Source organism: Leptospira adleri, from assembly GCF_002811985.1.
In the GTDB taxonomy this organism is placed as follows: Bacteria; Spirochaetota; Leptospiria; order Leptospirales; family Leptospiraceae; genus Leptospira; species Leptospira adleri.
Window position 1 is genome coordinate 15,589 of sequence record NZ_NPDU01000057.1, and the last position, 12,964, is coordinate 28,552.

10 protein-coding genes are annotated in these 12,964 nt (G+C 46.6%); 9 read left to right on the forward strand and 1 reads right to left on the reverse strand.

Annotation, left to right across the window (positions count from 1 at the left end; translation table 11 throughout):
• Genes dxr through trpA form a run of 5 tightly spaced genes read left to right on the forward strand, consistent with a single transcriptional unit; the run spans position 1 to position 6,626 of the window.
• On the forward strand, positions 1–1,170 hold the full coding sequence (gene dxr / locus CH376_RS17840; protein ID WP_100787657.1) for a 1-deoxy-D-xylulose-5-phosphate reductoisomerase: 1,170 nt from the start codon (positions 1–3) through the stop codon (positions 1,168–1,170).
• Entirely contained in the window at positions 1,164–2,891 is a 1,728-nt protein-coding gene (locus tag CH376_RS17845) for a site-2 protease family protein (protein WP_100787658.1), read from the forward strand. The genes dxr and CH376_RS17845 overlap by 7 nt, the downstream gene beginning before the upstream one ends.
• A gap of 5 nt (positions 2,892–2,896) precedes the next feature.
• Complete coding sequence (locus CH376_RS17850; RefSeq protein WP_100787659.1) at positions 2,897–4,627, forward strand: proline--tRNA ligase; 1,731 nt, start codon at positions 2,897–2,899, stop codon at positions 4,625–4,627.
• Positions 4,628–4,629: 2 nt separating this feature from the next.
• Entirely contained in the window at positions 4,630–5,835 is a 1,206-nt protein-coding gene (gene trpB / locus CH376_RS17855; protein ID WP_100787660.1) for a tryptophan synthase subunit beta, read from the forward strand.
• Entirely contained in the window at positions 5,832–6,626 is a 795-nt protein-coding gene (gene trpA, locus CH376_RS17860) for a tryptophan synthase subunit alpha (RefSeq protein WP_100787661.1), read from the forward strand. Before trpB ends, trpA begins: the two co-directional genes overlap by 4 nt.
• 71 nt (positions 6,627–6,697) lie before the next feature.
• On the opposite strand, the gene CH376_RS17865 is transcribed toward trpA, so the two are convergent.
• Positions 6,698–7,174, reverse strand: a complete 477-nt coding sequence (locus tag CH376_RS17865; RefSeq protein WP_100787662.1) for a DUF1564 family protein — start codon at positions 7,172–7,174, stop codon at positions 6,698–6,700.
• A 193-nt stretch (positions 7,175–7,367) separates the two neighbouring features.
• On the opposite strand from CH376_RS17865, the gene CH376_RS17870 reads away from it, so the two are divergent.
• The 4 genes from CH376_RS17870 to CH376_RS17885 all read left to right on the forward strand — a co-directional run.
• Positions 7,368–9,680, forward strand: coding sequence for an adenylate/guanylate cyclase domain-containing protein (locus tag CH376_RS17870; RefSeq protein ID WP_100787663.1), 2,313 nt, complete (start codon positions 7,368–7,370; stop codon positions 9,678–9,680).
• 31 nt (positions 9,681–9,711) lie between these two features.
• Positions 9,712–11,616: a 1-deoxy-D-xylulose-5-phosphate synthase gene (dxs, locus tag CH376_RS17875; RefSeq protein ID WP_100787664.1), complete on the forward strand. Its 1,905-nt coding sequence runs from the start codon at positions 9,712–9,714 to the stop codon at positions 11,614–11,616.
• A gap of 35 nt (positions 11,617–11,651) precedes the next feature.
• The gene (locus tag CH376_RS17880) at positions 11,652–12,128 is read left to right on the forward strand and encodes a tetratricopeptide repeat protein (RefSeq protein WP_100787665.1); all 477 of its coding nucleotides are present in this window, start codon (positions 11,652–11,654) and stop codon (positions 12,126–12,128) included.
• A 451-nt stretch (positions 12,129–12,579) separates the two neighbouring features.
• Positions 12,580–12,964, forward strand: a 385-nt coding sequence (locus CH376_RS17885; protein WP_207769131.1) for a transposase, incomplete at its 3' end; no start/stop codon positions are given.

Sequence of the window (12,964 nt, forward strand, 5' to 3'; positions counted from 1 at the left end):
ATGGCAACCTCCGTCTGTCTTCTGGGCGCTTCGGGTTCGGTAGGAGAATCCACTCTCAAGGTTCTGCGCGCTTACCCGGAAGAATTCAGGCTTCATTCTTTCAGCGTTCATTCCAATCTAAAGAAGGCTCTGGAGATTCAGAAAGAATTTTCCCCTCTTGCGATTTGCGTAAGTTCGGCTACCGCGGATCGTTCGGTTCTCGGAAACAAAATCGGCAATACTGAAATCCTTTATGGAGAATCCGCTCTTTCCGAGCTCGTAAAAGATTCTTCCGTTGAAATCGTGATCACGGCGATCGTCGGTTCAGTGGGGTTACGTCCTACGATCTCGGCGATCACATCCGGTAAAAGACTCGGAATCGCTAACAAGGAAACGTTAGTCACATCGGGGCCCCTGATCAATTCGCTCATTCGAAAACACAACACAAAAGTGGTTCCCGTCGATTCCGAACACAACGCTCTCTTTCAACTTTTGGAATCCCTAAAACCCGAAGCCGTGGACAAGATCATTCTCACCGCCTCGGGAGGTTCGTTCCGGGATTTATCCTTAGATCAGTTTTCCTCCATAACAAAAGAACAGGCGCTTCACCATCCGACTTGGAGCATGGGTCCGAAGATCACGATCGATTCCAACGGAATGATCAACAAGGGGCTCGAAGTCATCGAAGCTCATTTTCTTTTCGGCTTTCCTTACGAAAAGATCGGAGTCGTCATTCATCCTCAGAGTATCGCGCACGGAATCGTGGAATTGAAAGACGGGGCTTCCTTTGTATATGCTTCTTATCCGGATATGATCTTTCCGATCGCACATTCTCTCTTTCATCCGGAACCCGTGCCTAAGCTTTTGCGGTCTCATTCTTCGCAAGATTGGGGAAAATTGGAATTTAGAGAACCGGATCTAAAACGTTATCCGGGTTTGGCCCTCGCGTTCGCGGCGGGGAAAGCGGGAGGCACGGCTCCTTCCATTTTTAACGCGGCCAACGAGGCCGCCGTGGAATTATTTTTAAAAGACGAGATCCGTTTTGTGGATATTCCCCGATACATCTCTGCTGCGTTAGACGAAATTCCAATCACGTATCCTGATACCCTGGAAGGTTACGAAGACGCCGATCGAATTGCCAGGGGAACCGTCGGAAATCTGAAATCAAGGAAGGTCGTATCCGCATGTTGATCATGGTATTAGGCGCCGTATTTATGCTGGCGATTTCTATTTTTATCCACGAGTTGGGACATCTTCTCTGTGGAATGCTCGTCGGAGTGAAGGCGAGAATCTTTTCCATCGGTTACGGAAGGGGAATCTGGAAGAAGAAGGTCGGGGAAACCACCTACCAAATCACCGCGATCCCTGTCGGCGGATACGTTCTTTTCAAAGGCGACGACTACGGCGGAGAAATTAAGGGGGAACCCGGAGAATTGTTGTCCACTCCTCCTCTCAAAAGAATGATTCCCGTGTTAGGCGGACCACTCTTCAATTTATTTCTTGGTTTCGGTTTATTACTGATTTTGAATTTTCTCGGACACAACCCTCCGGGAAATCGGATCTTCATTGATCCAGCGGATCAGGAATTTTCAGCGGCGTTTCAATCGGGCCTCCGAACGGGAGATCGGATTCTTAGCATCAACGGAAACAAAACCGAAAAGTTCGAGGACATCGTAACGGGAGTCGGACTTTCTTCGGGAGAAGCATTGAAGCTCGAAGGAGAAAGGGAAGGGAAGAAGTTGGAGTGGATCGTGACTCCTCGAATCGTCTACAATCCGAAACGAGCTTCCGGAATTCCGACCATCGGAGTCGAGCCCTTCGGCGAAAGAAGAGTCGTCGCGACGTTCAGTTATTCGGAACAATTCCAACACTGGCTTTCCTCCAAGTTGGACAAAACACACGAAGCCGAAAACTACTACCAAGAGCGCCTGAAAAAAGCGGTGGAAGGAAGAGATATTCCCGCGGAAGTTCTTTTGGAAAAGGAGAAGGAAGAAAAGGAAAACCTTCTTCGTTCCCGCGCGCTGACCTACTTGAACGACGGGGACGTGATCCAGACGATCAACGGAAGAACCGTTTCCACCGTCGGCGAACTCCAGAAAATTCTCGGCGAATATCAAAATCAAACCGTAAAGATCGTAGTCGATCGTAAGACGTATCCTCTGGTCAACCCTTGGTCCACCGAAACCGCGAACGTCGACGTTCCCGTCCTCGGCGCAAACATATTAGAATTTAAGAATCTAAGAGACAAAAAATTTCCCGAACTCGGACTCGAATCGTATCAGTTTGCGAGTTATGATCCGGAGCTTGGTCAAAAACTTTTAAACCTGGCCGTGGACGGAAAAACTTTTCCGAGTTTTGAAGAACTTCTCGAGTATGTGAAGAATAAAAACGGAGAATCCGTCACCGTAGACATGGGAAATCTGAGACTCGAGGCCGAACCCAAGGTGAGACCGATCGGGCTTTTGGGTTTTAGACCGAATATGAAATTCAACCCGGAACCGATGGCGAGAGAACTCGGATTCTTCGAATCCTTCGCCGTTGCCGGAACCGACGTCTATGAGAACGTGGAAACCACTCTCAAAGGAATCGGGATGTTGTTTTCGGGAATTCTTTCCGTGAAGGATAGTCTTTCAGGACCGGTGGGAATCGTATCTTATGCCGGGATCAGTTTGGAAATCGGTTGGGAGACTTACTTGGAGTTTGTCGCGAGGATCTCGATCGCTCTGATGATAATGAATTTACTTCCCATTCCGATGGCTGACGGTGGACATATCGTATTGTACGCGTATGAAGCGATCACCGGAAGACCTCTTCCGGGAAAAGTGATCGAGTCCATCTTTAGAATCGGATTCTTATTCTTATTGGGGCTCGGACTCTACGTCACCTTCAACGATGTAACGCGATTTTTCTAAAACGCATGAAAGCATCGAAATATATTTTACCCACAGAAAAAGAAAATCCTGCGGACGCGGTCGTCGCGTCCCACCGTCTTATGATCCGCGCCGGCTTGGTAAGAAAGTCATCCGCAGGCCTTTATTTTTATCTTCCCCTCGGACTTAAGATTCTTCAAAAGATCAAAGAGATCGTAAGAGAAGAGATGAACGCAACCGGCGCCTTGGAATTCGATCTTCCGATCTTAACTCCGTCCGAACTCTGGGAACAGAGCGGAAGATGGAGCGCAATGGGAAAGGAAATGTTTCGGATCCAAGATCGACACGATCTAAAATATGCGCTCGGACCCACTCACGAAGAATCTTTTAGTTATCTCGTAAAACCTCTCTTGAAATCGTATAAGGATCTTCCGATCAACGTCTATCAGATCCAAACGAAGTTTCGGGACGAAATCCGTCCCCGTTTCGGCGTGATCCGTTCGAGAGAGTTTATTATGAAAGATGCATATTCTTTTCACATTGACGAGGCATCTCTCGACGAGACCTATCAGGCAATGAGAATCGCTTATAGAAAGATGTTCGATCGCTGCGGACTCAAGACAATTCCCGTGCTCGCAGATTCCGGAAGTATGGGCGGTTCCGCCTCGGAAGAATTTATGGTCGTATCCCCGATCGGAGAAGAGACGTTGCTTCTTTGTACAAAATGCGATTACAGCTCCAACAGCGAAAAAACTCCGCTCGTATTAGAAAAAGAGAATATACTTTCTCCTCCTCCCGAAAAAAAAGAAGTCGCGACCCCCGGTAAAAAAACGATCGAAGAAGTAAGTCAATTCCTGGGACTTTCCCCGAAGGAAACGATCAAAGCGGTCGCTCTGAAATCCGAGAAAAAGAAGATTCTCGTATATCTTCGGGGAGACTTAGAACTCAATCTTCACAAGCTCCATTCCCTTTTGAGAATCGTTGATACGGAGCCGATGAGCGATTCCGAAATCAGAGAACTCGAACTCGTTCCCGGTTTTATTCAGCCGATCGCACCGAACGAAAAAGTGAAAGTTTTATACGATCGTTCCTTGCAGAAAAGCTTTCCGTACGTCGTCGGAGCAGGAAAAGAGGATCTTCATATCCAAGGTTTTATCCTGGAAAAGGAAATCTCCAATCTTCCCGAATTTGCGGATGTCGCTTTAGCAAGAGAAGGGGATCTTTGTCCGAATTGTAATTCTCCGCTAAAAGCGGAAAAAGGAATCGAAGTCGGACATATCTTCAAACTCGGCGACAAATATACTAAGGCCTTCGGAATTCAAGTCCTTGATCAAAACGGAAAGGCGAGAACTCTTACGATGGGATGTTACGGAATCGGTGTGAACAGAACTCTCGCGACCGTCATCGAACAATGCAACGACGAAAAGGGGATTTTCTGGCCGATCAGCATCGCTCCTTTTGAAGTGACCCTCGTGAGCATCACCAAAGGCGAGGAACAATACGCGAAAGCGGAAGAATTTTATAATATTCTAAAGAACGAAGGTGTTGAAGTTTTTTGGGACGATCGCGACCTTGGACCGGGATTTAAACTGAAGGATTCCGAACTGATCGGTTTTCCGATACGAGTTACGATCGGAAAAAAATTCTTCGAAAACGGAGAAGTTTCTATCTACGATCGTAAGAAGGACAAAGAAGAATCTTTTGTTTTTACCGATTTCGACGATTTCACGAGTCGGGTGGAATCGCTTCGTCAAGAACTCTTTGCCGAGCTGGGGTAGATATGGGAAAAGAATCAAAACATTCCGAAAAGGAAGGATACTTCGGTGAGTTCGGAGGACGTTATTCTCCCGAAATTCTTCACGATGCTCTTGTGGAACTGGAAAGCACGTACAAGAAGTTAAAGAAAAACAAACACTTTAAAAAAGAACTCGAATACTATCGTAAGAATTATATCGGAAGACCTTCCCCTCTGACTTACGCGGAACGTCTCACCAAGGCCTGGGGCGGCGCGAGGATCTGGCTCAAAAGAGAAGACCTCAATCATACCGGCGCTCATAAGATCAACAATACGATCGGGCAGGTTTTAATCGCAAAGGCAATGGGTAAAACAAGAATTATCGCCGAAACCGGAGCGGGTCAACACGGAGTCGCGACCGCGACAGTCGGCGCTATGTTTCAGTTGGAAACCGTCGTTTATATGGGCGATGAAGATCTGCGCCGTCAGGAACTCAACGCAATCCGTATGCGGATGATGGGCGCAAAGGTTATCGGTGTTTCCGCCGGAACCGCCACTCTCAAAGACGCAACCAGTGAAGCTATGAGAGACTGGGCATTAAACGTTTCTAATACACATTATATCGTGGGTTCCTCGATCGGACCGCATCCTTTCCCTTCGATCGTGAGAGATTTTCAATCCGTCATCGGAATCGAATCCAGAAAGCAGTTCAAAAAAGAGAACGGAAAACTTCCGGACGCCGTCATCGCTTGTGTTGGCGGAGGTTCGAACGCGATCGGAATGTTCTACGGTTTTATCAAAGATAAAAAGGTAAAACTCTTCGGAGTGGAAGCCGGCGGTTATTCTTCTTCGCCCGGTTCTAATTCCGCGACAATGGCTTTCGGAAAAACCGGATTCTTACATGGAACCAAAACACTCGTGATCCAAGACGAATTCGGTCAAATCGTTCCGGCGCATTCTGTTTCCGCGGGGCTTGATTATCCAGGAGTCGGTCCTGAACACGCATTCTTAAACAAGAGCGGAAGAGTAACTTACGCGAATGTAAACGACGAAGGCGCGTTAGACGCCTTTTTAGAAGTCTGTCGCGTAGAAGGAATCATTCCCGCCTTGGAAACGGCGCATGCGTTTCAATACGCGAAATCTCTCGCGAACGAGATGGGAAAAAAAGAGGACATTTTGATTTGTTTGTCCGGAAGAGGCGATAAGGACGTCGCCGAAGTGGCAAGATTGAGAAAAGGAGAATTTTCTTGAGCGCGATATCCGCCGTTTTCTCGGATGAGAAAAGTGTTTTTATCCCCTATATCTCGTTAGGCGATCCTGATTACGATTCTTCCGTCGTCTGGGCCGATGCGCTCATTCGAGGCGGCGCCGGCATTTTAGAATTGGGAATTCCCTTCACCGATCCTGTAGCGGACGGTCCCGTGATTCAGAAGGCTTTTAAAAGAGCCTTGGCTCATCCCTTTTCGATGAAGAAAATTTTGGATGTAACCGCGGAGATTCATAAACTTCATCCTGAAATTCCGCTCGTTTATCTGACATACTTCAACCCTTTGTATTCGATGGGTTTGGAATCGTTTACGGAGATGGCGAAGAATTCCGGAATCCAAGGTCTGATCATTCCTGATCTTCCGTACGATACCCCGGAAGCGGAAGAATTCTTCTCTCTGCTTGAAAAGAGAAAGATAGACTTCATTCATCTCGTGACTCCGGCTACGACCGAAGAAAGAATTCGTTCGATGAAGTCGCTCGCTTCGGGCTTTATCTACTATGTTACTTCTTACGGAGTTACCGGGGAAAGAAGAGCTCTTGCGGAAGGTTTGGAAGATAGAATTAAGTTTGTGAAAAAAGTTGTTTCGCTTCCCGTTTGCGCCGGTTTTGGTATTTCAACTGCGGATCAGTCTAAGGAGATTTCGAGATACGCGGACGGTGTGATCATCGGTTCGGCTGTTCAGAGAATCATCGAGGAGAACGGGAAGGATCGAGTGAGTTGTGCGGATAAGTTGTTTGCTTATGCGGTTGAGATTCGTTCTTCGATGAGATAGGCAATGGAAGTTCTGCTCCTTTTTTTGAGGAGTCGGGATTTGACGGGGATTAGGTTTTGGATTGGGGTTTTCTACGATGGATGCGCGCGGGATTTGCGGATTTGGCTGTGTATCTCTTTTTTTAAGAAGATTAACTTTCTTGTGATAGAAAGATTTGTTGGAACTCCAGTCGATTTGGTATTACGGTGATTCATTGGTTCACTATCCAATTCCAAAAGGATAGAAAATAGGAGGCAACGGGAAACGCCTAATCCCCAAGCCAAAATCCCCAACTTAACCCAGTCCTCTTCGAAAGGACGAAAATTCATCTTCTTCAAGTCCAAATTTTCTTCCTGATATCTCGCATAAACCAGTCTCTTTCCTAAGAACTTCTTTCGAATTAAAACCTCGTCAAACCGGAGCAAAAGGTCCCTCAGAGAGGATCTCAACAGCTTCGCCTCCAAGCCTCTAAAATCCACGAAGCGCATCGGAATCAAAAGTGTGCAAAGATGTCCTTTTCTCCGAATTTCACAAGAAGAAACTCCAGACCGTAAAGAAGAAGTCCTCATACCGGGAACGGTTCTCGGAAAAGAATGCCGGAGACAAAAACCGTCAAAAAAATGACAAACGGGAAACGGGGAACCGAAAAAACGAAACAAAAATCGAAAACACACCCAGAGGGGGGAACGAGCAAAGCCGGAAAATATTGACGAAACTCAGACCAATAGGATACTGATCCCCGATCTCTTCCCGGAGGAAATAATGAGCGAAGCAAAATTCAAGATCACACCCATACAGATAATCTTCAACATCTTAGGAATTTTAGGAATTCTCCTCATCAGCTTTACTGCATTCTTCCCGAATTATTCCCAGAACACGGAATTTCTCTTAGGCGGATTTGCGGCGCTCATTTTGTCTGCTTATCCGATCTACAAGTTCATAGCGGAGAATACGCCGGACAAACAGAGATCGGGGAGTATCTGGCTTGCGGTCGTCGTATCGCTCGTGATGTTCTTCCTCTATCAGATTTTCACGCCGCTTTCCGAGTTGGAAGAATCTTCCGTATCCTGGAGATTCACCCTGTTAAGAGCGGGAGTCAACAAGAGCGAAAAAGAATCGGAAGAGGGGACGATCGAATACACGCGATACAATCCGCCTCCCGGAGCGAGACAGGATATTCAGATCATCGGAATCACGACGACGTCGCTTGAAAAATTGCAGGGAAGATGGCCTCTTCCTTGGAAATATTACGCAAATATAATAGATACATTCAAGAACACATCGAATCACCTCATGTTCGATATTTTCTTCGTGGATTACAAACCGGGACAGACGGAAGAGATGGCGGAAGCATTGGCCAAAAATCCGCAGGTCATGTTTGACTACCCGATGGAAACGAGTTTGGAATCCAAGAGTTCGATTCTCAATTTGGAGAATCGGATCGACGTTTTGAGAAAATTTAAATTGGAGAATGTGGAGGATCCGGGAGATCTCGGAAGATCCTGGTTAAAATTCCCGCAACCGCCGATCGAACCGGTCGCGGAAAAAGCGTCTGGATTAGGATTTGCGAATATTAAAAAAGACGAAAGCGGACTCAACAGAAGAATGCCTCTGGTCGCGAAACTTCTGAACGCGGGGCCGCTTCGAGAAACCGAATATTATCCATCCATCGACTTGATGATTGCCTGCAATTATCTCGGGGTCGACGTGAAAAAAGACGTAGAAGTAGTGATGGGAAAGTATGTGAAGATCAAAAACATACCGCAGAAGACGCTTACGAGTTTCAACAGAAAGTCGTTGAAGATGGAGACAAAGGACATCATGAATCGTCCGAACGAGAAGAGGGAGATCAAAATCCCGATCGACGAAGACGGACAGATGCAGATCAACTTTCCCGGCGGACTCTATTCTTTCCGAGCGCATGAGATTTTTGAAGCGTCCACGGAATGGAACGAAGAGACCGCATCTCAGTTTCAGAACACGATTTTTCTAGTGGCGATGTATTATGCAACCGGAGCGGGAGCTGCAAAGGATACGCATTTATCTCCGTTCGGAGACATGTCCGGAATCGAGCACCACGCCGCCGCGATCAATACGATCCTCAATCAGGATTTTCTCTTTGAATTGCCTCTCTGGGGAGAATTCTTAATTCTAATCATAGTCGGGATTTTGGCGGGGATTATCCAACCGAGGCTTAAGACTTGGCTTGCGTTTATCTTTTTCTTAGCGACGGCGTTCTTGTATTCTGTTGTGACTCTTGTCAACTTCTCGGAACTCAATCTTGTGCATCTTTATCCGACGGTAATTCTTGAGCAGTTGTTTATCTTCATCGGATTGATCGGATTTAGAATTTTAACGGAAGAAGAGAACGTAAAATACATCCGGAGCACGTTTTCCAAATTCGTATCCAAGGACGTAGTGGACGAATTACTTAAGAATCCTGAGAACCTCAACTTAGGAGGATCCAAACGAGACATTACGATATTCTTCTCCGATATCCGAGGATTTACGACAATGTCCGAAAAAATGGGACCGGAAGAACTCGTTCAATTCTTGAACCAATACTTATCGGAGATGACCGAGATCATCATTGAATTCAAGGGAACGATTGATAAATACATGGGGGATGCGATCATGGCATTTTGGGGGGCGCCCGTGCCTCTGGAAGACCATGCTTACTACGGATGTGCGGCGGGACTGGCTCAGATGAGAAGGCTCGCAACGCTCAAGGAAGAATGGAAAGCCCGGGATCTGCCTCAAATGGATATAGGAATCGGACTCAATTCGGGGCCAGCGGTCGTAGGAAACATGGGGAGTTCCCACAGGATGGATTATACCTGTATGGGAGACACCATCAACCTTGGATCGAGATTGGAAGGAACGAATAAGGAGTACGGAACCCATATCATCATCTCTGAGTACACCTACGAAAAGGTAAAGGACCGGATCATCGCAAGAGAACTGGACTTGATTAAAGTGAAGGGAAAGACTCAGCCGGTTCGGATCTATGAACTTCTGGATTTGGTAAACGAGGAAGACCTAAAACTATTAAGAAAACCCTTGCAGGCGAGCTGAGAATTTTATAAAATTAGAATAGAAAGTTTTCATGCAACAGGAACCATCTCTGCTGGATAGAATCAACTACCCGGCCGATCTCAGAAGTGTGCCGCTGGAAAAATTGCCGGCGGTATGCGAAGAGGTTCGAAATTACATCATCGACACTCTTTCGGGAGTGGGCGGACACTTCGCAAGCAATCTGGGAGTTGTAGAACTCACAGTAGCTCTTCACTACGTATTTGATACTCCGAAAGACCGGCTTGTATGGGACGTAGGACATCAGACTTACCCGCATAAAATACTGACCGGAAGAAAGGACCGACTTAACACGGTTCGAAAATTCAACGGACTTTCCGGATTTCCCAAAAGGGAAGAATCTCCTTACGATCTCTACAACACGGGGCACGCAGGAACTTCCATCTCCCAGGCGCTTGGGGAAGCGGCGGCGCGAGATTTGACCGGAGGAGATTATAACGTAGTCGCCATCATCGGAGACGCGTCTATCGCAACCGGAATGGCTCTCGAGGCGATGAATCACGCGGGACATTTGAAAAAAGACATGATCGTCATTCTGAACGATAACTACATGTCCATTTCCAAAAACGTAGGATCGATATCCAATTATCTCAATAACATCATAACGTCTCATTTTTACAACCACTGGAAGAAGATCTTTTATACGTTTCTAAAATGGCTTCCGATCATAGGACCGGCGACTGAGCGATTTTTTAAGAAGGTGGAGAAGGGATTCAAGGACGTATTAACTCCCGGAGGGCTCTTCGAAGATTTAGGATTCGGATACATCGGACCGGAAGACGGGCACGACGTGATACGGCTTGTGAAGATGCTCGAAAAAGTAAAGAAGATGAAGGGACCGATTCTTCTGCATTTGATCACGCAGAAAGGAAAGGGATACGATCCAGCGGAAAGGGATCCGATCAAGTATCACGGAGTAACGCCGTTTAGAAAAGAAGACGGGGCAATGGAGAGCGGAGATTCTTCTAAGATCGCGTATAGCAAGATTGTAGGAAAGATGCTCACGATTCTTACCGATCAAAACCCGAAGATCGCGGCGATCACGCCTGCGATGATAGAAGGAAGCGGGCTCAAAGAATACGCCGAGAAATATCCGGAACATCTTTTCGACGTAGGAATCGCGGAACAACATTCGGTTGCATTTGCGGGAGCGATGACGAACGGAAACGTGATTCCTTATATGTGCATTTATTCCACGTTTTTGACGAGAGGATTGGATCAGCTCGTAGAAGACGTATCGTTGATGAATCTTCCGGTGCGTTTCGTGATCGATCGTGCGGGATGCGTGGGGCCGGACGGAGAAACGCACCAAGGACTCTTCGATCTGAGTTATCTCTTGGGATTGCCTCACATGGACGTTTTCGTGCCTTCGAACGGACAAGACTTGATCGATTCTCTAAGATTGATGGAGCACTACGATCGGGAACCGATCGCGATTCGATTTCCGAAGGCGAGTGTGGATGTGAAGAGCCTCGATTTTCATAGAAAACCGGAGCTGGTCCCGGGGACTTTTCGGGTTCTAAAAAAGGGAACCGATGTCGCATTATTATCGATTGGTTCTATGTTGGACGAGGCAAAGAAAGCCTCGGAAATCTTGGAAGCCTCCGGATTGAGTGTAACCCTGATCGATCTCGTCTGGCTGAGGCCTCTTGGGACGGAAGCGTTGAACGAAGAACTTTCGAACGTGAGACATTTCGCGATCTTAGACGAGAGTTATGTCGACGCAGGAGCTTCCGGATATCTTCTCAATCGAATCTCGCCGGAGCAATTGTCGAAATACATCAAAACCTTCGGATTTCCACCGGAACCGATTCATCACGGAGAAAGAAAGGAAATCTTCGAAGCGTACGGATTGGATGCTCCGTCGATCGCGGAAACGGTAGCGGAAGCGTTGAAAAAAAACTTAATCAAGCCTTAGTGATTCCAAACCGAAAATCAAAGTAAAAACGGGTTATGGAATTGGAAAACTTTACTCCCTCTGATTTTCTGGAAGCGGCAAAATATTTTTACAAAACGGGCGACTCTGATAGAGCCGAGTATTTGTTCAAACTCACTCTGGAAGAAGAGGATCATCACGAGGCATATTTCTTTTTAGGTCTCATGGAAAATCAAAAGGGCAATCACGAAAGAGGGTTGCTTCACTTCTATAAATCCGTCGAAGTCAATCAGAACTACGGAAATCCCTGCAATGAGATCGGAATCATACTTTTGAGAGCAGGAAAAGAAACCGAAGCGGTCTATTGGTTGAAAAAATCCTTACGTTGCGATCTCAACGACGCGCCGCACATTTCGCTCTATAACTTGGCAACTCTCTATAAAATCTGGAATCGGCCGGAGCGTTCCTTGCAATATCTGCACCGAGCGATACAAATCAAACCCGACTTCGAAGAAGCAAGAAAACTCAAAGAAGAACTGGGATCGGCGATCTAAATATTCCTATTCGGGCGTGCCTCTGCTGACGCAGAGTCGCGCTCTCGCTCCAATCTGCAAAGCGCCACCGAGGCGACTCGAAAAATTCAAATCGAATCCAAGAAATGGCGCATTGCAGTATTTCCGCTTGATCGCTCACGCAAAGAAGAACGTTATTTGAATCTTCATGACCGAAATCTGGATCGAAGATCCACTAATAGAAATGTTCTTTTGTAAAATTGCAATCTGTGTGTGAGTTCCTACGAGTTACGTCGCATCTGACTTTTTTTGAGGTCCTCAATCGTTCTCTAAAAATTAAAAACGTGTGAGTTCCTACGAATTGCGTCGTGTCGACCTTTGTCGAAGTTCTTGATAACGTCCTAAAATTTTCGCAGATTTAAGAATGAATGAGAAGGCTCTCCTTGCCGATTGAGTTTGTAGCGATCAAATTCAAAAAAAGGAGAACCCCCCAATGAGGGCAGAAGAAGAAAAAGCGCACCTGAAAGTAATTCAAGTGGATGAGACCCAGCTCAAGAAAGACTTGAGCGAACTCGTAAGAGGCTCAGTGGAAGAAACGCTGAACGCTCTCTTAGATGAGGAAGCGGATAAACTCTGCAAAGCCTCAAGGTATGAGAGAAACCCGGATCGAGTAGATACAAGAGCGGGTTCGTATAATAGAAACTTCGAAACAAAAGCCGGAAAAGTAAAGTTAAAAGTTCCGAAACTTAGAACAATTCCGTTTGAGTCGGCGATCATCGATCGATACAAACGAAGGGAGAGTTCGGTAGAAGAAGCTCTCATGGAGATGTATCTCGCTGGAGTTTCTGTTCGGAGAGTCGAGGATATCACCGAGAGCC

Coding starts and splice junctions, on each gene's coding strand:
- dxr (WP_100787657.1), top strand. CDS start 1: ATGGCAACCTCCGTCTGTCTTCTGGGCGCTTCGGGTTCGGTAGGAGAA.
- CH376_RS17845 (WP_100787658.1), top strand. CDS start 1,164: ATGTTGATCATGGTATTAGGCGCCGTATTTATGCTGGCGATTTCTATT.
- CH376_RS17850 (WP_100787659.1), top strand. CDS start 2,897: ATGAAAGCATCGAAATATATTTTACCCACAGAAAAAGAAAATCCTGCG.
- trpB (WP_100787660.1), top strand. CDS start 4,630: ATGGGAAAAGAATCAAAACATTCCGAAAAGGAAGGATACTTCGGTGAG.
- CH376_RS17865 (WP_100787662.1), bottom strand. CDS start 7,174: ATGAGGACTTCTTCTTTACGGTCTGGAGTTTCTTCTTGTGAAATTCGG.
- CH376_RS17870 (WP_100787663.1), top strand. CDS start 7,368: ATGAGCGAAGCAAAATTCAAGATCACACCCATACAGATAATCTTCAAC.
- dxs (WP_100787664.1), top strand. CDS start 9,712: ATGCAACAGGAACCATCTCTGCTGGATAGAATCAACTACCCGGCCGAT.
- CH376_RS17880 (WP_100787665.1), top strand. CDS start 11,652: ATGGAATTGGAAAACTTTACTCCCTCTGATTTTCTGGAAGCGGCAAAA.